This is a genomic window from Nocardia nova (assembly GCF_002933465.1).
Classification (GTDB): domain Bacteria; phylum Actinomycetota; class Actinomycetes; order Mycobacteriales; family Mycobacteriaceae; genus Nocardia; species Nocardia nova_B.
Genome location: NZ_PSZE01000038.1, coordinates 1 through 20,650, shown reverse-complemented (window position 1 = coordinate 20,650; position 20,650 = coordinate 1). Strand labels below are relative to the sequence as shown.

The window sequence follows — 20,650 nt, the reverse complement described above, 5'->3', positions numbered from 1 at the left end:
CGGCCTGCGCGTAATGTGTCGCTGGGTCGCGTGGTGACTGTGTTGCAGTGGGGCGTCGGTCGAAAACCGCACTGACACCATGCCCGCTGGTGGGAACGGCGGTGCGCTGCGCTACCGTAGCCGTACGGATTCACCAGATCATCGAGCGAGGGGAATCGATCATGGATTCGGGTTCTGCGGCAGCTCTGGAAGGTATTCGGCAGGGATATCTCAACGGCGACCCGGTGGCGACCGCGCTGTTTATCCCGTTGTTCTTCATCGCCGGAATCTTCGGACTCATCCAGGGCAAGCCGTTCTGAGACCGACGGTATGTGAACACCGGATTTGGTGCCGCCGCCCGGGACCGATAAGCTGACCGGGCTCCGGTTCCCGGAGCGAAGTTCTCGGCCCCGTCGTCTAGCGGCCTAGGACGCCGCCCTCTCAAGGCGGTAGCGCGGGTTCAAATCCCGTCGGGGCTACAACAACGCCATGCCCGCCCTCATCGGGGGCGGGCATTGTCGTTTCCGCGGGCGGTTGTCGTTTCCGCGGGCAGTTGTCGTTTGCGGGTCGGCCCGCTCATCGCGGCGCGGTCAGGTCGTAGATCGTCACCCGTCCACGTTCCGCGCGGTGAAGTGTTGCCGCACCCAGGCGGCGATCCGCGCTGCCGTCGAATCCGCCGATCGTCATGACCGGCAGTTGGGTGGCGAGCTGGTATCCGAGCCGTCCCGCGGCACCGACCAGTGCCGGTCCGGCGCCGTCGCGATGTCCTCGACGGCGATGTCCTCGACGGCGATGTCCTCGACGGCGATGTCCTCGACGGCGATGTCCGCAACGATGATGTCCTCGACGACGCTGCCGGCGACCGCGTTGCGGAAAACCCAGCGCAGTCCCACGAATCGGGTCAGCGTCGCCACCAGATTCGCAATCACCAGCACCAGCAGTTCCACGTGCACGGACGCCTCCGGCGCCCACCGGTGCAGGGCGAACAGCGAACCGCTGGTCAGTACCCAGGCGAAGGCGAAGATCAGCAGGCCCTGGAAGTGGTGGGAGACCGCGTTGCCCGAGCCGCGCACCCCGAACGTGAACGCGCGGTTCGCCGCGGTGTTGGCGACCGCGGTAATCAGCAGGGCGGCGAAGTTCGCGGGCTGGGCGCCCACCACGGCCTGCAACATCACGTACAGGAGCATGTAGGCCAGGGTGGAGAGCGCACCGATGATGCCGAAGCGCACCAGCTGCCCGACCATGCCCAGCGGCACCCCGTCCACCAGCGGTTCCCGCCCGATGGCGGCGCGCAACTCGTTGATCGGCAGCGCGCCGGTGGCCAGGCCGCGGCCCACCCGCCACACGCCGAGCAGGTCCTTGCGGGCGGTGTCGATGATGTCCACGCGGCTGTCCGGATCGTCGATCCAGTCCACCGGTACCTCGTGGATGCGCAGCCCGGCGCGTTCGGCGATCACCAGCAGTTCGGTGTCGAAGAACCACTCTCCGTCCTCGACCAGCGGCAGGATCCGGCGCGCCACATCGGTGCGCATCGCCTTGAATCCGCACTGGGCGTCGGAGAACCGGGCCTGCAGCGAGGCCCGCAGAATCAGGTTGTAGCAGCGGGAGATGATCTCACGTTTGGGACCGCGCACCACGCGTGAGGATTTCGCCAGCCGGGTGCCGATCGCCAGATCGGAATGTCCGGAGACCAGCGGGGCCACCAGCGGCAGCAGTGCGTTGAGGTCGGTGGACAGGTCGACGTCCATATACGCGACGACCTGTGCCTTCGAGGCCTCCCACACCGCACGCAGCGCGCGCCCGCGGCCCTTGCGGTCGAGGTGGACGACCTCGACCTCGGGCAACTCCTCGGCGAGTGCGTGCGCCACGGCGAGCGTGGAGTCAATGGATGCGTTGTCCGCCACCGTGATCCGGGTCGAGAACGGAAATCCGTCACGCAGGAAGGCGTGCAGCCGGCGGACACATCCGGCGAGATCGCGCTCCTCGTTGTACACCGGGATCACGACCTCGAGCACCGGTGTGCGCGTCGAGTCGGGGGTGGTGGCCGCCTGGAACGCCATCGCTGTCTCGGTCATCGTCCCAATGTCGGCCACCAGCCTTGGGCAGTGCTGCGCCCTGGCTGGGAGATACCTGGGAGCGCCGCGGCGCCTTCCTCCGCACTACACCGGGGCGCCGAGCTCCAGCACGACCAGGGGAACCGGCCGCTCGGTCCGGGACTGGAAATCGGCCAGCAGGGCATTGTTCGCCAGCACCCAGCCGGCGAACTCGTCGTATTCGGCGCCCGTGAGGGCCCGGCCGACACCGTGGTAGGTCTTGCCGCCCAATTCGACGGTGACCTGCGGGTTCGCTGTGATGTTGTGGTACCACGCCGGGTACTTGTTCTCGATGAACGAACTCAGGTACGGGGTGTCGTCGCGATACAGCACGCCCAGCGGCACGGTATGCGGCTTGCCGCTGCCGGCGCCCGTCGTAGTGAGCAGCAGCAGGGTGGCGCCTTCGTAGGAGCCTCCGACCTTACCGCAGTTCGCCCGGAACTCCTCGATGACAGGAGCGTTCCAGGTCTTGATATCGCCCTCGCTGAAGGCCTGATTCCATGGTGCGTCCGGATCGTCGTAGGAGCTGATGTCGCGCTGGGGAACCGAGTCGGATTCGTTCATGTGGGCAGTTTGCCGGAGGGGTACGACATATCTCGGAAGTGTGAAATCGGTTGGATCGGATCAGTTCTCGCGCAGCCGCCACAGCGGTGACACTGGACCGTGGCCGGCGCCGAGGTCGTAGGCATCCTTCAGACAGCGCGTGGTCCACTCCTTGGCGAAGGCCACCGCCTCGGGCACCTGGTAGCCGTGTGCCAGCGCGCAGGCGGAGGCGGCGGCCAGGGTGTCGCCGCCGCCGTGATCGTTACCGGTCGTGATGCGGAGCGCGGTGAGCTCGCGGAATCGGTCGCCGTCGAACAGCAGATCGGTACTGAATTCGGAGGAGCGCAGGTGCCCGCCCTTGACAACGGCCCAGCGCGGGCCGAGTGCGATCAGTGCCTCGGCGGCCTTGCGGGCGGTGCGGTCGTCGGTGACGACGATGCCGGTGAGCAGCCGGACCTCGTCCAGATTCGGGGTCACCAGCGTGGCGTGCGGAATGAGGACCGAGCGCAGTGCGTCCACAGCTTCCGCGTGCAGCAGTGGGTCCCCGTGCATGGAGGCCGCGACCGGGTCGACCACCAGCGGCACCGTGCCGTCACCTCCGATACCGACCTCGTCGCAGACCTGCGCCACCGCCTCGATGATGGCGGTCGAGGCCAGCATGCCCGTCTTGGCCGCCGCGACGCCGATATCACCGGTGACCACCCGCACCTGATCGGCGACGGTCTGCGGCGGAATCTCGTGAAAGCCGCTGACGCCCACCGAGTTCTGCACCGTCACCGCGGCCACGGCCACGCAGGCGTGGACACCCAGCAATGCCATGGTCCGCGAATCGGCCTGGATTCCCGCCCCACCTCCGGAGTCGGTTCCGGCGATGGTCAGCACCCGGACCGGGGTCGCGCCCGGTTCCGGCAACGGCAGCAATTTCACGAATCAGACCCTACGACGCCGCCCGATCGGACGCGCAGCGCGTACGGTCGAGGTATCAGGATCACTCAGTTCCTGCAAACAAAGGACCTTATGTCCGACAAATCTCCGCGCAGCACAATGTCCAAGAAGTCCGGAAAGTCGCTCAAGGAGAAGCGAGCGGAGAAGAAGGCCAAGGGCGTCACCCAGTCGGGTGTCGAGACCACCTTCGAAGGGAAGAAGCACCGGTAGGGCCGGCGCTGAGCAGTCGGGTGCGACTGCTCAGCAGACCGAACTCACCGCACCAGGGCGAAGAACCGCCGGATGTCGCCGACCAGGACCGCGGGTGCCTCGTGCGCGGCGTAGTGGCCGGCCGCGTCGTTCGGCCCACCGGTCACCGAACCCGCGTCATAGGAATTCCAGCTGACGATGTTCTTGTGATCGCGCTCGGCGAAGCGGCGGATCGACCGGAAATCTCCGGCGAACATGGCCAGTGCGGTCGGGGTGGTGGTCGGCTCGCTCGGCCGCTCGGTGGCGTGGGCGTTCTCGTAGTAGAACCGGATCGAGGAGGACGCGGTGCCGGTGAGCCAGTACAGCGCGATGTTGCCGATCACGAATTCCGGATCGAGGCTTTCGCCGAAAAGCTGTGCGTTCCAGCCCAAAAGCCCCAGCGGAGAGTCGCTGAGCGCGTAGGCCAGCGTCTGCGGTTGCTGGCTGCACAGGATGTTGAACCCCATCTTGTTGTCCTGGAACCACTGCAGGTGCGCCAGCGCGCCGAGGTCCTCTTCGGACAATCCCTCGAATTCCGCCGGATCCCCGGAGGGGAAGGAGAACAACTGCGTCACGTGGACCCCCGCCACGCGATCACCGGCCAGCCGGCCGATCTCGGGGGAGATCATCGACCCGCCGTCGTTGCCGATCGCGCCGAAGCGCTGGTAGCCGAGCCGATCCATCAGTTCCACCCAGGCGCGGGCGGTGCGCTGGGTATCCCAGCCGGCGCTGCGGGTCGGGCCGGAGAAGCCGAAACCCGGCAGCGACGGCACGACCACGTGGAAGGCCGGATGGTCGGGGGATTCCGGCTCGGTGAGGGCCTCGATCACGTCCAGGTACTCCAGGACCGAACCGGGCCAGCCGTGGGTGAGGATCACCGGCAGGGCGTCCGGCCGCGATGAGCGGACGTGCAGGAAGTGGATGTTCTCGCCGTCGATTTCCGTACGGAACTGCGGATGCGCATTGAGCCGCGCTTCCGTTGCCCGCCAGTCGAATTCGTTCAGCCAGTACTCGGCCAGCGCGCGCACCCGATCGCCCGGCACACCGTAGGCGTCACCGACGCCGGACAGCTCGTTCGGCCACAGCGCCCGGCGCAGCCGATCGGCGAGGTCGTCGAGGCGGTCCTGCGGGATATCGATGTGGAACGGGCGGATGGTCATGATCGCCTCCCTATGGAACGGAATGTTTTGTTCTGATTCAATCGTATCAGAACGGATCATTCCGTTTCAAGTGCTACGCTGAAACCATGCCGAAATCAGCCGACGCCTCAGCTCACCAGGCGCTTCCCGGCCGCAAGGCGCAGGCCGCGCGCAACGACGGGATCATCCTCGACGCCGCCCGCGCGGTCTTCCTCGCGGATGCGACCGCGCCGATCTCGGCCGTCGCCGAACGGGCCGGGGTGGGGATCAGCGCGCTGTATCGCCGCTATCCGAGTAAGGAGGCGCTGCTGCGCACTCTCTGCTACCAGGGTTTGTGCCGCTACAACGCCGAGGCCGAGGCCGCGCTGGAGTCGGCGGCGGACGCCGACGTGCTCGCCGAATTCCTGCGCCGGGTGGTCGACGCCGATGTGCATTCGCTGACCGTGCGACTGGCCGGGACGTTCACACCGGACGAATCCTTCGCGCCTCAGGTGCGGCGCTCGGTGGAGCTGAACGAGGAAATACTGCGCCGGGCAGAGCTATCCGGCGCCGTACGTGACGGGGTGACGGTCGCCGACCTCAGCCTGGTGCTGGAGGCGTGTGCGGCGATCGTCCTCCCCGATCCCACTCGGACCACGCAACTGCGTCATCGCATGCTCGCCCTGCTGCTCGACGGTCTGCGCACCCCGGGCGAGCTCCCCGGCCCCGCACCGCAACCCGAGGATTTCGCCGCGCGCTGGCAGCCGCGCACGTAGCGGTTGCGCCGGCCGCCTGCGGAGTTCGATGCCGGCGTACCCGTGATCCTCACCGGAATCCGGACGCTCGCGAACATCGAGCGATGAGCTGCGGGCGTGCGGCACATCTGCGGCGCCGACGCCCGCCCTGGCGGCGGGCGAGCGTCGGCGCACGCAGCGCAACGGCCGAACCGTTACGGCACAACAGCTTTCGCTGTCAGGACACGACCGGCAGGTAGACCTTTCCACCAGCCTCGGCGAATTCGGCCGACTTCTCGGCCATACCGGCCTCGATCGCCTCCACGTCGGTGAGTCCCTGCTTCTCGGCGTACTCGCGCACATCGGCGGAGATCCGCATCGAGCAGAACTTCGGGCCGCACATCGAGCAGAAGTGAGCGGTCTTGGCCGGTTCGGCGGGCAGCGTTTCGTCGTGGTACTCCCGCGCGGTGTCGGGGTCCAGCGACAGTGCGAACTGGTCGTGCCAGCGGAATTCGAAGCGCGCCTTGGACAATGCGTCGTCACGTTCCTGTGCCCGCGGATGCCCCTTGGCGAGATCGGCGGAATGCGCGGCGATCTTGTAGGTGATCACGCCGGTTTTCACGTCGTCGCGATTGGGCAGCCCCAGATGTTCCTTCGGGGTGACGTAGCAGAGCATCGCGGTGCCGGCCTGGGCGATGATCGCCGCGCCGATCGCCGAGGTGATGTGGTCGTAGGCCGGTGCGATATCGGTGGCGAGCGGGCCCAGGGTGTAGAACGGAGCCTCCTCGCACAGCTCCTCCTCCAGCCGCACGTTCTCCACGATCTTGTGCATCGGGACGTGGCCCGGGCCCTCGATCATCACCTGTACGCCATGGGATTTCGCGATCTTGGTCAGCTCGCCGAGGGTGCGCAGTTCGGCGAACTGTGCCTCGTCGTTGGCATCCGCGATGGAACCGGGCCGCAATCCGTCGCCGAGTGAGAAGGTGATGTCGTATTTCGCGAGGATCTCGCACAGCTCCGCGAAGTTCGTGTACAGGAACGATTCCTGGTGGTGGGCCAGACACCACGCCGCCATGATCGAACCGCCGCGCGAGACGATGCCGGTGACGCGCTTGGCGGTCAGCGGTACGTACCGCAGCAGCACCCCGGCATGTACGGTCATGTAGTCCACGCCCTGCTCGGCCTGCTCGATCACGGTGTCGCGATAGATTTCCCAGGTCAGCTGGGTCGGATCGCCGTTCACCTTCTCCAGCGCCTGATAGATCGGCACGGTGCCGACCGGTACCGGCGAATTCCGCAGGATCCACTCGCGGGTCTCGTGAATGTTCTTACCGGTGGACAGGTCCATGATGGTGTCGGCGCCCCAGCGGGTGGCCCACACCATCTTCTCGACCTCTTCGGCGATCGAGGAGGTGACCGCGGAGTTGCCGATGTTGGCGTTGATCTTCACCGCGAACTTTTTGCCGATGATCATCGGCTCGCACTCGGGATGGTTGTGGTTAGCGGGGATCACGGCCCGGCCGGCGGCCACCTCGTCGCGAACCAATTCCGGCGAAACACCTTCGCGCGCAGCGATATACCGCATCTCGGCGGTGATCGCCCCGGCTCGGGCCCAGGCCAGCTGAGTGCGCGGGCCCGGCACGTCCGGTTCGGTCCAGCTGTCGCGCAGCTTCGGAAGTCCGGCCTCCAGGTCGATCGTCGCCGAATCATCGGTGTACGGGCCGGAGGTGTCGTAGACGTCGAAGTGTTCGCCGTTGGTCAGGTTGATCCGGCGGACCGGGATACGCAACGTCGTCCCGTCGGCGTCGATCTGCTCGTAGTGCTTTGCGCTGCCCGCGATGGGGCCGGTGGTGACATGGTTCGACGACATATGAACTCTCAATCCTCCCTACGCCGGCATTACCCGGTCAGGTTCGTACGGTCGACGGCCCTGATCCGCCCGAATGGGCTAGCCGTCCTCTCAGCCCGCTGGTGCGAGCCCCCGTTGGCACGTGTGATACCCGGCCGAGGGTACCCCGTCTCGGTGGGACGCGTCACTGGGACCGCAGCGGCGGCGTGCTCGAACTGCCGGCCCGGCGAACCCTGCCATGCGGTCGTCGGACGACGACTCGACTTGCTGGATTCATTGCGATGGCCGCAGTGTCACCACGGCCGCGATTATCCGAGCCGACGACGGTGGGTGCGCCGAAATCCGTGGACAGACCTCGGAGCTTCGTCTACTTTCGACACGAATCACCAAGGGGGCGGTGGTTGTTCGAGATGGCGCCGTTCGGCGCCCGGCGGGGGGAGCCGAGTTGAAAGTCCGTGCATCTGTGATGGCCGCGGCTGCAGGATTATGGATATCGGCACCCACCGGCAGCCGTGATCCGCAACGCGCTTCGTAGCCACCTCGGGCGAGCCGATCACGTCGAATACAGGGCGTCGATTTCGTCGGCGAAGTCGCGCAACACCACATTGCGCTTCAGTTTCAGCGACGGCGTGAGATAGCCGTTGGCTTCACTGAATTCGGTGCGCAGCAGCCTGAACTTCCGGACCGCCTCGGCTCGGGATACGGCCGCGTTGCCGTCGTCGACGGCGTCCTGGATCGCGCCCAGCAGCTCCGGGTCGGAATCGAGGTCGGCGAGGGTGGCCTCGGGGGGTTTGCTGTGCAGCTGCTTCCAGATCGGGAAGTGCTCGCTGTCGACGGTCACCAGACAGGTGACGTACGGTTTGGCGTCGCCGACGACCACGACTTCGCCGATGATGGCGTGGGCTCGAATGCGGTCTTCGATCACCGCTGGGGCGACGTTCTTGCCGCCGGCGGTCACGATGAGTTCTTTCTTGCGGCCGGTGATGGCGAGGTAGCCCTCGTCGTCGAGTGAGCCGATGTCGCCGGTGGCGAACCAGTCGTCGCGGAAGGTGTGCGCCGTGGCCACGGGGTTGTTCCAATAGCCGGGGAACATCTGGGGGCCCCGGAGCAGGATCTCGCCGTCCTCATCGATGCGAACCGTGGTGCCCGGTACCGACTGGCCGACGGTTCCGATCTTCGGCCGGTCGTCCGGGTTGAAGGTGGCGATTCCGGAGGTTTCGGTCAGCCCGTAACCCTCCAGCACCGTGAAGCCGACGCCGCGGAAGAAGTGCCCCAGCCGTTCGCCGAGTGGCGCACCACCGGAGAGGGCGTGCGTGGCCCGGCCACCGAGCGCGGCTCGCAGCTTGCGGTACACCAAACGGTCGAACAGCCGATGGCGTAAGCGCAGGCCCAGCGGGACGTGGTCGTGATCCAAGGCGCGGCTGTAGGCGATCGCCGTAGCGGCGGCGATGTCGAAGATCCGGCCCCGGTGCGTCAACTGCGCCTGCGTGCGTGCCGCGTTGAAGACTTTTTCGAATACCCTCGGTACGCCGAGGATCAGCGTCGGCCGGAAGGTTCCCAGCTCGTCGGTGACGTTCTTGACGTCGCCGACATGACCGATCTTGATCGGTACGAGCGCGGCGGCCACCTCGACGATCCGCCCGAACACGTGGGCCAGCGGCAGAAACAGCAGGACCGACGACTCACCCGTGCGGAACAACTGCGGCAGGCGTGCGGTCGCATTGCTCAGTTCGCCGAGGAAGTTGCCGTGGGTGATCCGGCATCCTTTGGGCCGGCCGGTGGTGCCGGAGGTGTAGACAATGGTCGCGAGAGAGTCCGCTGCGATCGCTGACCGCCGTTCGTCCAGCGCGGCGTCGGTGATATCGGCGCCGGTTCGCGCGAGGGTGGCGACCGCGTCCGCCTCGATCTCCCAGATGTGCGCGAGATCGGGCACCTGTTCTTGCACCTTGCCCACGACGGCCGTGTGCGCGGCGGTTTCCGTGATCACCGCGACGGCTCCGGAATCGGAGAGTATCCATTGGACCTGTTCGGCCGAGGACGTCTCGTACACCGGAACGGAAACGGCCGCGGCGCACCAGATGGCGAAATCGAGCAGTGTCCACTCGTACCGGGTGCGGGACATGATAGCCACCCGGTCGCCCGGCTCGATACCACTGGCGATCAGGCCCTTGGCCGCCGCTCGCACCTCGGCGAGGAATTCGACCGAGGTCAGATCCTCCCACCTGGAGTCGCGTTTTCGAGCGATGACCGCGACGTCGGGATACCGTTCGGCGTTGCGGTGAACAAGGTCGCCGAGGGTGGCGCCGGGGGGAACTTCGTATAGGGCCGGCAGGCTGTATTCGCGCATAGCTGCTCCTCATAAAGCCACGCTGCCGATGGTGTTCACCGCGCCGAACGACGTGGAAGACGCGTTGCGTGCGCTGTGACGCCTCTCACATTGTAGTCGCGCTGCACGATTATCGGGGGGTGTCCGCCAGGACGGTCGCACTCCGCCGATCAGCGGCGGGCGGGCAGGATGCGGCTGCTGACCTCGCCTAACGCAATAGGCGAGCCGCCGGGGCCAGGGGCCGTGGCGGTGAGAAGGACGGTATCCCCGTCGGCGAGGAAGGTCCGCTCGGAGCCGCCGATGTCGACGGGTTCGGCGCCGTTGCCGGAGAGTTCGATGAACGATCCGCTCTGTTCCCGGTGGGGGCCCGAGATGGTGCCGGAGGCGAACAGGTCGCCGGGCCGGGTGCCGGCGCCGTTGGCGGTCAGATGGGCCAGCATCTGCGCCGCCGACCAGTACATCGCGCGATACGGCGGCGCACTCACCTGGACGCCGTTCCAGCGCACGCGCACATCGATGTCGAATCCCCAATCCTGTTGTCCCCGTAGATAGGGAAGCGGTTCCGGCGTTTGTTCCGGCAGCGCGATCCGGGCGGATTCCAGCGCGGCGAGCGGAGTGATCCACGCCGCCAGCGAGGTGGCGAACGATTTGCCGAGGAAGGGGCCGAGCGGCTGTCCCTCCCAGGCCTGTATGTCGCGGGCCGACCAATCGTTGACCAGCGCCACGCCGAAAACATGATCGGGGAACGCGTCTACCGCGATCGATGTCCCCATCTCGGAACCGACGCCGACGACGAAGCCGAGTTCCGCCTCGATGTCCAGCCGTGCGGACGGCCCGAATTCCGTTGCGCCCGAGCCGGTCCGGTGCTGGCCGCGGGGCCGGATCACCGGAGTCCCGGAGACCACCACGCTGCCCGCGCGCCCGTGATACCCGACCGGCAGGTGTCGCCAATTCGGCAGCAGCGGTTCGCCGTTCGGACGCAGGAACCGCCCGAGTCTGGTGGCGTGATCGATACTCGCGTAGAAGTCCACATAGTCGCCGATCGCGATCGGAAGCTTCGACCGCACCGACGCGACCGGATGAATCACCGCCTCGGGCAGTGGCGCACGCACCGCCTCCCGCAGCCGTTCGCGCACCGTGTGCCAACGCTGTGGCCCCTGGGCCAGGAATGCGTTCAGATCGGGGCGCGCGAAAGTCGAATCATCCAGCAACACGGCCAGATCCACGACATCCGAGCCGATCCGCACCCCGACTCGGAAATCGCCGCCGGGCGGTGCGAACACCCCGTAGGGCAGGTTGTCCGGCCCGAAAGGGGCATCCTCGGACACCCCCAGCCGGACCGTGGCGTTCACGCCCGCTCCGAACTCGGCCCGCGGCCCGACCAGGTCCACGCGTAATCCAGATCCTCGCAGGCCAGGGCACCCTCGCCGAGCCCCAGCGGGCGGAAGGTGTCGACCATTACCGCCAGTTCGTCGAAATACTCCACGCCGATACTGCGCTCATAGGCGCCCGGCTGCGGGCCGTGCGCATATCCGCCCGGATGCACCGAGACCGAGCCCGGTCCGATACCGGAACCGCGGCGGGCCTCGTAATTTCCGCCGCAGTAGAACAAAATCTCGTCGGAGTCGACATTGGAGTGGTAGTAGGGCACCGGAATCGACAGCGGGTGGTAGTCGACCTTGCGGGGTACGAAATCGCAGATCACGAAGTTCGTCCCCGCGAAGGCCTGGTGCACCGGGGGCGGCTGATGAACGCGGCCGGTGATCGGCTCGAAATCGGCGATATCGAAGGTGTACGGATACAGGCAGCCGTCCCAGCCCACCACGTCGAACGGATGATCGGCGTACACCATTCGGGTGCCGAGTATTTCGGCACCGGGCCGATGTTTCACCAGCACCTCGACCTCGGTGCCGGACTCCTGCAGCGGCTCGGCCGGACCGTGCAGATCCCGCTCGCAGTACGGCGAATTCTCCAGGAACTGGCCGAATGCGGACAGATACCGCTTCGGTGCGGTGATGTGTCCGGTCGCCTCGATGATGTAGCCGCGCAGCGGTTCCGGGCCCTCCGGCCGCCAGCGATGCGTGGTCGCGCGCGGTAGTAGCACGTGGTCGCCCGTGTGCACCGGTAGCCGCCCGAAGACGGTGTCCACCACGCCCGATCCGGATTCGACGTAGACCAGCTCGTCACCGATCGCGTTGCGGTACAAGGATGATTCGCGCAGCGCCGCCACATAGGAGATGCGCACGTCGTCGTTGCCGAGGATCAGACGGCGGCCCGTCACCACGTCGGTCTGCGCGAGCACGGACTCGGGGAACAGTTCGTGCAGTCGTAGGTGCCGGTGCCGCAGCGGATGGTTCGGCACGGTCCGGGGATTCGGCGGCCGCCAGACCGAGGAGTCGACGATCGCCGGCGGCAGGCCGCGGTGATACAGCAGTGACGAATCGCCGGAGAAGCCTTCCTCGCCCATCAGCTCCTCGTAGAGCAGCTGCCCCCGTTCGTCGCGATGCTGGGTGTGCCGCTTCGGCGGTAGGGAACCCAGTTGCCGATAGAACGCCATACCGCTCTCCCGCCGGGTCGCTGGTCGAATGGACGCCGATGTCCATTTTAGCTAGCACAATTGCCGGAGAGTGCGAACTTTGATCGGCAGAAATGCCGGTCGAGCGGCGGTTTCGCGACAGCTCTCAGGCCGAGCGCAGCGCCCGGTAGACCGCCGCGCCGACGAAGGCGCCCAGATCCTGCGGGGTCCACTTGTCGCCCTCGGTCACCAGTGTTCGCACCGCCCCCTCACCGGCCGAAACCCACAACTCGACCAGTGCGGGCAGTTTGCGTTCCGCATCCACGGTTCCCCACGCCTCCAGAGTGGGCCGCAACCGGGTGGTGCAGCGCTCGACCGCCAAGCTGCGCCCGCGTCCGAACGATTTCGCCACCGCCGGATCGGGATTGCCGTGCAGGAGTTTCCAGGTGTCGGGGCGTTTGGAGACCGTCTCCAGCAGGGCGCGGAAGCCCTCGACGAAGACCTCTTCGTCGGCCTCGACCCGGCGTGGCGGCAGGGCGTCCATGATGCCGGCCAGCAGTAGCCCCTCCTCGCGCTGGATGAGGGCGTTGATGAGTTCGACGCGATCGGCGAAGCAGGCGTAGATCACCGGCCGGGTCACGGTCAGGCGTTCCGCCACGGCGGCGATGGTGACGGCCGCGATCCCCTCGTCCGCCGCGATGCGCAGCGCCGCATCCAGAACCTGCGGGCGACGGCGTTCGGGGCCGAGATGCTGGGCCCGTTGACGCGGTCGCACCGCGGATTCCGAAGCCATGGCGAACAAGATAGCAGTGGTAGAGGCCGGTTATGCCGATCGCATCGCACCGGCGGAAGGCAGCTGCGCGGGCCGGGCCCGGCCGATCGGGGATGCCGATCGAGATATCGAATGCGAGCACATTTCGAGCAAATTTGTCGCGCGGCGGCGCACGATTGGGGAAAGTGAATCACGAATGGACTGGTCCGCCCGCCTAAGTTACCCCAAATTCTCTAGTCTCGGCCGGTTACGGTTGCGTAAGTGAACGCCGGTACGGCAACCTCCGACGGAGAACATCCCACGACGGCGAGGAGGCCCTGAGCGTGCCACACTACAAGGCGAACCTTCGGGATATCGAGTTCAACTTGTTCGAGGTGTTGGGGATCGGTGCGCTGCTGGAGTCCGGCGCGTACGGCGATCTGGATACCGAAACCGCACGCGGAATGCTCACCGAGGTGCAGCGGTTGGCGGAGGGGCCGGTAGCCGAATCGTTCGTCGACGCCGATCGCAATCCGGTTTCGTTCGACGCGGCCGAGCACGAGATCACGGTGCCGGACCCGCTGCGCAAGACGGTCGCGGCGGTCAACGAGGCCGGCTGGTCCGGGCTGGGTATGCCCGCGGAGATGGGCGGGGTAGACGCCCCGTCGCCGCTGATCTGGGCCATCCAGGAAATGATCATCGCAGCGAACAATTCGGCCAGCTTCTTCAATATGGGCCCGCTCATGCATCAGGTGCTGTACCGCGAGGGCACCGAGGAACAGCGGCGGTGGGCCGAGCACGCCTGGGAAAACCGCTGGGGCGGAACGATGGTCCTCACCGAACCCGATGCCGGATCGGATGTCGGCATGGGTCGCACCAAGGCCGTCCAGCAGGCCGACGGGACCTGGCACATCGAAGGGGTGAAGCGCTTCATCTCCGGTGGTGACGTCGGTGATACCGCCGACAACATCTTCCACCTCACCCTGGCCCGGCCGGAGGGCGCCGGCCCGGGTACCAAGGGGCTGTCGCTGTTCATGGTGCCGAAGTATCTGTTCGATTCGCAGACAATGGAATTAAGCGAGCGCAACGGCGTGCTGGTGACCAATCTCGAACACAAGATGGGCCTCAAGTCCTCGCCCACCTGTGAGCTGACCTACGGCGGCGACAAGCCCGCGGTCGGTTATCTGGTCGGCGACGTGCACAACGGCATCGCCCAGATGTTCAAGGTCATCGAGAGCGCTCGCATGATGGTCGGCGTGCTGTCGGCGGGAACCCTGTCCACCGGATATCTGAACGCGCTGGAGTACGCGAAATCTCGCGTACAGGGCGCCGATCTGACCCAGATGGCCGACAAGACCGCTCCGCGCGTCACCATCACCCACCACCCGGACGTACGGCGCAGCCTGGCGCTGCAGAAGTCCTATGCCGAGGGTCTGCGGGCGCTGTATCTGTATTGCGCGTCGTATCAGAACGACGATGTGGCACAGGCGAATTTCGGCGCGGACCCCGATACCGCGGCGCGGGTCAACGACCTGCTGCTGCCGATCGTCAAGGGGGTGGGCTCGGAACGGGCGTACGACACGCTCACCGAGTCGCTGCAGACCTTCGGTGGATCGGGATATCTGCAGGATTACCCGATCGAGCAGTACATCCGCGACGTGAAGATCGACTCGCTGTACGAGGGGACGACCGCGATCCAGGCGCAGGACTTCTTCTTCCGCAAGATCGTTCGCGACAAGGGCGTGGCGCTCGCCCATGTCGCCGGACTGGTACAGCAGTTCGTCGAGAGCGAGCCCGACACCTTGAAAGCGGAGAAGACCCTGCTGGGCGCCGCGCTCGCGGATGTGCAGGCGATGGCGACCGCGCTCACCGGCTATCTGGTGGCCGCGGCACAGACGCCGGAGGAGATCTACAAGGTCGGACTGGGTTCCGTGCGCTTCTTGCACGCCGTGGGTGATCTCGTCATCGGCTGGCGGCTCCTGGCACAGGCGCAGGTCGCACAGGCCGCGCTGGCCGGACAGCCGGCGGAGAAGGACCGGCTGTTCTACGCCGGGAAGGTCGGTGTCGCATCGTGGTTCGCCAAGAACCAGCTGCCGCTGCTGAGTGGTGTGCGGGCCGTGGTGGAGAACCTCGACACCGCCATCATGCGGCTGGAGGAGGGCGCCTTCTGAGCTGAGGGCCCGCACCACGCGCACGGCCGGCCGGGAATTCCCTGCCGGCCGTGGCATATTCGTATGCGACTCGCCCGCGTGTGGTAATCGAATGCGGGTACAACTGTCGGCATGGTGTTCCCGATGGCCTTCGGCTGGATCCAGGCATTGCTGGCGGTGCTCTTCGTCGTCGCGATCGCGATGCTGGTCACGGCCGTCGTTCGCGCCCGGAAAGCGGGCTGGCGCAGGCAAATCGGGCGCGGCGGGAGCGGGCTGGTGGTGCTACTGGCGGCGGTCGTCCTGTTGTGGGCGGTGACCCTGCTGCAGACCTACCTAGGGCTGACCGGTGAGGTGAAGGCCGCGCACGTCGTCGCGAAAAGCGTTGCCGGCAGCGACCATACCCTCGATATCGAGCTCACCCTCTACGGCGACGGCCGCCACGACGAGACACATCGGACCTATCGGATCGAGGGCGATCTGTGGGTGTTACAGGCCGATATCGTGGAATTGGAGCCGTGGGTCAACGCGCTCGGTTTCCATTCCGGCTACAAGGTGACCCGGCTCTACGGTCAGCGGCTCGACGGTGCCGCGGTGAGCCAGCATCAGACCATGCTGGGCGGCGGCGACGGTGACTTCTTCACCGATATGCGCGATCACAGCTGGTACACCGAACCGTTCATCCGCTCGGCCTACGGCAATGCGGTGATCGCGATGCCCGGCAGCTACGACGTCTACATCTCCCACGACGCCATCAAGACCCGGCAGAGCTGACCTCCGGCCGCGGCTGCTCCGAGAGCGCCGGCGGGTCGGAGAATTCGACCACCACGGGGGCATGATCGCTGGCGCCCTTACCTTTTCGTTCCTCGCGATCGACCCCGGCATCGACGGCGCGGGCGCTCAGCTCGGGTGAGGCGAGGACGAAATCGATGCGCATCCCCTCCTTGCGCGGAAAGCGCAGCTGGGTGTAGTCCCAGTAGGTGTAGACACCCGGACCGGGGGCGAACGGGCGCATCACATCGGTGAATCCCGCCGCCACGACGGCGTCGAACGCGGCCCGCTCCGGCGCCGAGGTGTGCGTCTTGTGCGCGAAGAATTCCGGCGACCACACGTCGTCGTCGGTGGGTGCGATATTCCAGTCGCCGCACAGCGCGATCTGCGCCGACGGGTCGGCCCCCAACCAGGCCACGCCGGAATCACGCAGGGCCGCAAGCCATTCCAGCTTGTAGGTGTAGTGCGGATCGGTCAGCGTGCGCCCGTTGGGTACGTACAGACTCCACACCCGGACGCCACCGCAGGCGGCGCCGATCGCGCGGGCCTCCACCACCGGCGCGCTGAGCAGCGAGGCCTCGGCGTCCTTGTCGAATCCGGGCTGGCCCGGGAAGGTGACCTCGACGTCGTCGATGCCCACCCGGGAGGCGATCGCCACCCCGTTCCACTGACTGAAGCCGGTGTGCACGACCTCGTAGCCGGCCTCTTCGAACCGCTCGGCCGGGAACTGGTCGTCGCGGCATTTGGTTTCCTGGATGGCCAGCACATCGATATCGGCGCGATCCAGCCACGACACAACCCGATCCACGCGAGATCGAATCGAATTCACATTCCAGGTGGCCAACCGCATGACAGCGAGATTAGTCGTCACCTTTTTCACCGTCACCGCCGAGTTCGGCAGGCAGCTGACCGTTCGCCCATCGGGCGTAGATGTACTCGGGTTCAACGGTGATCACGTCCGCGACCCGGACCAGCGTCGGCGGGACGGCAGCGTTGTCGAAGTGGGCGCTCCACAATGCGGCGGAGTCGCACGCCGGCATCTTTCACACCGTGCGTGAAGACGATGGTCTTGCGCAGGTTGTAGCCGAGCCGCTTTGCCAGGGAACGGATCTGGACTTCGTCCCATGGTTGACGTACACCGGAAACGTCTCGGCGCAGATAGCCGACGGCATCGATTCTCATCGTTGCCCATAGGGCCAACGCGTCCGAAAGGCGTTCGACCACAGCGACCGGCGGCAACTCGCACGGCGTCGCGGAGCCGTCCCGGTGCTCATCGCGAAGATGCTCACCAGGAACTCGTCGCGGAGGTTCACCATTCATTGTCTGTCCCCGGGGGCCGCGTTGTGTCGGCTGTGTCGGCAGGCATCCGACGATCTCGGCATCCTCCGGATGTGGCCTTCGTGCATTCGCGGATGATCTCGAGCAGTAACGCGGCCGACGGCCGGAAGCCGTCGACCGGCAGCTCACACCATGAGCGGTAGCCGTCCTGGGCATCACTCGGCACGGGAAGGGCGACGCTCGCACCGAGAGGGGCAACGGTCACCGACGCGCGATACATCTCCGCGTGCAGGTCGACGTCATCGAAAGGCAGATCGGGTTTCAACAGGAAGGTCCAACGCCCGCTACGGGTGTGCAGGACGACCGGCCCCGGTGGAATGTGGCGAGACCGCAGTGTCTCTTTCACGCGGGCGCCGAGCGCGCCGGGCGTCGTAATCGCGGCCACCGCACCGACTGTGACGATGATGCGGTCGGTCTCGGGTTCGACCGTGGCGGGTAGCGCGAAATGGGTGCGGTAGAGCGCGCACGGGCCGCACCCGCACCCACACCCACCACCCGGTGGCCTGCGGGATCAACTGAACACGGCACGAAATCACCTGACTCTATTCCCGGGTGGTCTCGTCATCGGGGACTACTCAGTCCCGTCGGCGTCGTTATCGGCGGGAATCTTCATTTCCAACTCCAGCGAATCCAGCACGCTGCTCGGAATGTCGTTACAAGGATCGAAACCCTGCGGAACATCAGCGGCGATCGAGGTCGCCGGCGCCCCACCGGACGGCTGCGCATTCCCATCAGCGCTCGACCCGCACCCCGCCACCAGCACCGCAGCCCCGGTAACAGCCACCAGCGCGGCCCCCGCGAAATGGTCCCCCAGTTGCGCATAGCGTCCTCCCGGTGCCGGTGCCGGTGCCTCGAGTGGTTTCTCGGGGCCGGACCGGCTCCTGCCCCCGTCAGCTCGCCTCGACCGTACCGAGCCGTCGGCGTGACCAGCAACGGAGCCTGCCGAACGGGCGGGGCGGAGCACGCCGGCCACGTACGACGAAACACTAACCCGCCATGGATATTTGGCACCGCCTCGAGGTTCGATGATCAAGAAAATTCGCGCCCGAATACGCCGATGTCCTTGGCGATTCTGAGATTTGATCGCGCGCCACGCATGCCCACTACATTGTAGCGTGACCCACATTGTCTACTTCGGAGTCGTAGGTGTCATTGTTTCGAAGATGGGGCCGTCGGCAGTCCGTGGCGGGAATTCCTCGCGACCCGATTTCCTGTTGACGGCTGCGGCGAAACTACTGTAGTTATCGCGCCATTCATTGAGCGTTGCGCCGCTTCCATCCGCGACTTCAGACCAGTCCCGCAACATATTGGGGCCGCGGTAGTATCCGTCGGGCCGTGGGTCGAAGAAGTGTCTGTAGTCCGGGTGTTGTCGAACGTAGTCCTGCACTCGAAGGTACATTTCGTGTACCGGATCCGGCACGCTTGTGCTCGGTGTGATTGCAGGGGCGGTGTGGTGAACGGCCGAGCCGCAACCGGTGCATCCAAGCAGGGCGATAATGATGAGAATTCCGACAACAAGCCTCATTTCGCACCCGGTGGTTTCTGCTTGCCACGGGGTGCAACATCAGACTCGGTGATCGGCCCGTTCCTGTCCTCTGGCGGCGCCGGGAATGCATCATTAGGAAGTTGGCGGTTGGTGTCGTGCTCGAACCGGCTGTAGTCGTCGCGCCATTCGTTCAGTCCGTTGTCGGTTGTGACGTTATGCCAGTCCGCCACGAGGTTTCCACCGTCCGGTTGATCGAAGTAGCGAGCAGCTTCAGGGTGCTGCTGCACATATCCTTGCGTCTGCAGGTACTCATCTCGGATCGGATCGGAATTGATTGAGTCTCGGATGGATCCGAGCTCGGTAGACACCTTGTCGTCAGCCAGCGGATGAGCGGGATCTGCCGGGTTCGGAATAACGTCGGCCTTGATGTAAGAGTCCACCGAGGCGGCGATACCTCCGACTACGGGACCAGCTACAGGGCCACCACCGATCGAAGCGGCGGTTTGCACCACGCTGGTGACCCCGTCGGCAAAGACTCCTCGATCGGCGTATTGCTGAGCGGCTTGGTAAGAGCGTTCGGCAGCATGAGCATTGATGTCCGTCGTCAGGCCGGCGTTCATGGCCTGTTGCAGGTTGCCAGCGTTGGCCTGCAATGACGGGGCGTGGTCCGTGTTGACGCCGGAAGCGTATTCAAGAGCATCATGCCATTGCATGCCGGCACTGTTGATCGTCCGTGCGGCCTGGGGGTCGGAATCGAGCACGGCAAACATCTTGCTCAGATCCGCGGAGTCCCGGAAAGGCGATTTCAGTAGCTGCCCCGTGGAATCGACGGGCGCACTGTTCAGCAGACTCATGCCCGGATAGTCATGCACATCAACGAAATTTCCCAGATATGGCGCCATTGTATTAGCGAGAGTCTGGGTAAGGGCGGGGTTCTTAGCGCCAAGCGGATTATCGGGGCTGTTCAATACCGACTGGTTGTTCGAGTCTCCGAGGATGGATGCGAGTCCGAACGCGGTCTGCCCCGCTTCATTGTTCGCGAAACTTCCCTTGGGCAGGGAGGCGTCCTGACCGATCCATTTGAACATGTTCTCGGCACCGTGTTGATCTGGCGACCAGTGGTGTTGGAGTACGTCGATCACGTGTTGGCTGCCGTAGTACTTGCCGCCGCCACCGCACGTCACATTCATGCGATCGGCAGCCGCACGGGCATCGGGATCGGAGCTGTTCGGATTGGCGAGGATGGCGTCGTGGACTGCGGCGTGATCGCCGGCTGCGTCATTCAGGAAACTGTCGGCAACTTTGGGAAGGGGGCCGTCCTTCAGAGCCGCGTGCCCGTCTGTGAACGCAACGAGTTCGGAGCCTTGTTTGACCATCGCGCGGTTGATGTCGCTGCCTTGGATCGTGGTGTCGCCCTTGGACATCAGCGTGCCCAGAGCGTTGAGGCCATTGAAGGTAGCAAGATCGCCCGGCTTGCTGGTGAGGTCGTGGCGGATCGATTCGGGGAGCTTGCTCATTGCTCCGGCATCGGCCCCTGGTTGCCCGTCGAGTTCCACCGAATGGACCTGAGGATCCGAAATCAAGCGTAGGTCGTTGGCGACAGCGGCCTGAACCGCGTCTCGACCGTTACTGGGGAGCTTGGCTCCCAGATCGGCGATGTCCTCAGCCTCGATCCACCGACGGGCGTGCGCCCTGTCGGTGTGCCGTGAATGAGAAAGTGCCCTTCGAGCTGGGATGATCACTGTTGTCTAGGCAATGATCGGTCCGGTTCAGAAGGACACTTCGGGTGCAAGTTTCGCATAGGTTCGCTGCGGAGTCGGCGGTGTT

At 65.7% G+C, this 20,650-nt stretch carries 19 protein-coding genes, 1 tRNA gene and 1 riboswitch; of the genes, 6 read left to right on the top strand and 14 right to left on the bottom strand.

The window, feature by feature from the left end:
* The first annotated feature begins 161 nt into the window (after nt 1–161).
* Together C5E41_RS34230 and C5E41_RS29895 are read left to right on the top strand one after the other, a co-directional pair.
* Nucleotides 162–299: a hypothetical protein gene (locus C5E41_RS34230; RefSeq protein ID WP_167355071.1), complete on the top strand. Its 138-nt coding sequence runs from the start codon at nt 162–164 to the stop codon at nt 297–299.
* An 86-nt stretch (nt 300–385) separates the two neighbouring features.
* Nucleotides 386–458: transfer RNA gene (locus C5E41_RS29895), tRNA-Glu, on the top strand.
* Between the two features lie 204 nt (nt 459–662).
* Here the strand turns inward: C5E41_RS29895 and C5E41_RS29890 are convergent.
* The 3 genes from C5E41_RS29890 to thiD form a co-directional block, all read right to left on the bottom strand.
* Nucleotides 663–2,039, bottom strand: a complete 1,377-nt coding sequence (locus tag C5E41_RS29890; RefSeq protein ID WP_258081354.1) for a bifunctional glycosyltransferase family 2/GtrA family protein — start codon at nt 2,037–2,039, stop codon at nt 663–665.
* A gap of 99 nt (nt 2,040–2,138) precedes the next feature.
* Nucleotides 2,139–2,636 (bottom strand): nitroreductase/quinone reductase family protein, encoded by a 498-nt coding sequence (locus tag C5E41_RS29885; protein ID WP_104379064.1) that lies wholly within the window; start codon nt 2,634–2,636, stop codon nt 2,139–2,141.
* Between the two features lie 60 nt (nt 2,637–2,696).
* A complete protein-coding gene (gene thiD, locus C5E41_RS29880) occupies nt 2,697–3,542 on the bottom strand; it encodes a bifunctional hydroxymethylpyrimidine kinase/phosphomethylpyrimidine kinase (protein ID WP_104379063.1) in 846 nt (281 codons plus the stop codon).
* Nucleotides 3,543–3,632: 90 nt separating this feature from the next.
* Between thiD and C5E41_RS34225 the strand changes: the two genes are divergently transcribed.
* The gene (locus tag C5E41_RS34225; protein WP_167669933.1) at nt 3,633–3,770 is read left to right on the top strand and encodes a hypothetical protein; all 138 of its coding nucleotides are present in this window, start codon (nt 3,633–3,635) and stop codon (nt 3,768–3,770) included.
* A gap of 44 nt (nt 3,771–3,814) precedes the next feature.
* Here C5E41_RS34225 and C5E41_RS29875 read toward each other — a convergent pair whose 3' ends face one another.
* The gene (locus tag C5E41_RS29875; protein ID WP_104379062.1) at nt 3,815–4,948 is read right to left on the bottom strand and encodes an epoxide hydrolase family protein; all 1,134 of its coding nucleotides are present in this window, start codon (nt 4,946–4,948) and stop codon (nt 3,815–3,817) included.
* A gap of 86 nt (nt 4,949–5,034) precedes the next feature.
* On the opposite strand from C5E41_RS29875, the gene C5E41_RS29870 reads away from it, so the two are divergent.
* Nucleotides 5,035–5,682 carry a TetR/AcrR family transcriptional regulator gene (locus C5E41_RS29870; protein WP_104379061.1) on the top strand — a complete coding sequence of 216 codons (648 nt, stop codon included), beginning with the start codon at nt 5,035–5,037 and terminating at the stop codon, nt 5,680–5,682.
* 196 nt (nt 5,683–5,878) lie between these two features.
* On the opposite strand, the gene thiC is transcribed toward C5E41_RS29870, so the two are convergent.
* From thiC to C5E41_RS29845, 5 genes are all read right to left on the bottom strand, one after another.
* On the bottom strand, nt 5,879–7,510 hold the full coding sequence (thiC, locus tag C5E41_RS29865; protein ID WP_104379060.1) for a phosphomethylpyrimidine synthase ThiC: 1,632 nt from the start codon (nt 7,508–7,510) through the stop codon (nt 5,879–5,881).
* Nucleotides 7,509–7,635, bottom strand: a riboswitch (TPP riboswitch). It overlaps the preceding gene by 2 nt.
* 407 nt (nt 7,636–8,042) lie before the next feature.
* Nucleotides 8,043–9,836, bottom strand: coding sequence for an AMP-dependent synthetase/ligase (locus C5E41_RS29860; RefSeq protein WP_104379059.1), 1,794 nt, complete (start codon nt 9,834–9,836; stop codon nt 8,043–8,045).
* A 149-nt stretch (nt 9,837–9,985) separates the two neighbouring features.
* Nucleotides 9,986–11,206 (bottom strand): fumarylacetoacetase, encoded by a 1,221-nt coding sequence (gene fahA, locus C5E41_RS29855; protein WP_104379058.1) that lies wholly within the window; start codon nt 11,204–11,206, stop codon nt 9,986–9,988.
* The gene (locus C5E41_RS29850; protein ID WP_104379057.1) at nt 11,164–12,372 is read right to left on the bottom strand and encodes a homogentisate 1,2-dioxygenase; all 1,209 of its coding nucleotides are present in this window, start codon (nt 12,370–12,372) and stop codon (nt 11,164–11,166) included. The genes fahA and C5E41_RS29850 overlap by 43 nt, the downstream gene beginning before the upstream one ends.
* Nucleotides 12,373–12,496: 124 nt before the next feature.
* Entirely contained in the window at nt 12,497–13,123 is a 627-nt protein-coding gene (locus C5E41_RS29845) for a TetR/AcrR family transcriptional regulator (RefSeq protein ID WP_104379056.1), read from the bottom strand.
* Between the two features lie 302 nt (nt 13,124–13,425).
* Between C5E41_RS29845 and C5E41_RS29840 the strand changes: the two genes are divergently transcribed.
* A complete protein-coding gene (locus tag C5E41_RS29840; protein ID WP_104379055.1) occupies nt 13,426–15,252 on the top strand; it encodes an acyl-CoA dehydrogenase in 1,827 nt (608 codons plus the stop codon).
* A gap of 111 nt (nt 15,253–15,363) precedes the next feature.
* A complete protein-coding gene (locus C5E41_RS29835; protein WP_104379054.1) occupies nt 15,364–16,002 on the top strand; it encodes a hypothetical protein in 639 nt (212 codons plus the stop codon).
* Here the strand turns inward: C5E41_RS29835 and C5E41_RS29830 are convergent.
* From C5E41_RS29830 to C5E41_RS29810, 5 genes are all read right to left on the bottom strand, one after another.
* Nucleotides 15,983–16,849, bottom strand: coding sequence for an exodeoxyribonuclease III (locus tag C5E41_RS29830; protein ID WP_104379053.1), 867 nt, complete (start codon nt 16,847–16,849; stop codon nt 15,983–15,985). The two genes, C5E41_RS29835 and C5E41_RS29830, sit on opposite strands and share 20 nt — an antisense overlap.
* Before the next feature lie 10 nt (nt 16,850–16,859).
* Entirely contained in the window at nt 16,860–17,039 is a 180-nt protein-coding gene (locus C5E41_RS35515; protein ID WP_258081352.1) for a hypothetical protein, read from the bottom strand.
* A 269-nt stretch (nt 17,040–17,308) separates the two neighbouring features.
* Nucleotides 17,309–17,722, bottom strand: coding sequence for a hypothetical protein (locus C5E41_RS29820; protein ID WP_104379052.1), 414 nt, complete (start codon nt 17,720–17,722; stop codon nt 17,309–17,311).
* A 186-nt stretch (nt 17,723–17,908) separates the two neighbouring features.
* Nucleotides 17,909–18,100 (bottom strand): DUF3558 domain-containing protein, encoded by a 192-nt coding sequence (locus C5E41_RS34610; protein WP_104379051.1) that lies wholly within the window; start codon nt 18,098–18,100, stop codon nt 17,909–17,911.
* A gap of 758 nt (nt 18,101–18,858) precedes the next feature.
* Entirely contained in the window at nt 18,859–20,565 is a 1,707-nt protein-coding gene (locus C5E41_RS29810) for a TPR repeat region-containing protein (RefSeq protein WP_439956556.1), read from the bottom strand.
* Nucleotides 20,566–20,650: the final 85 nt, after the last annotated feature.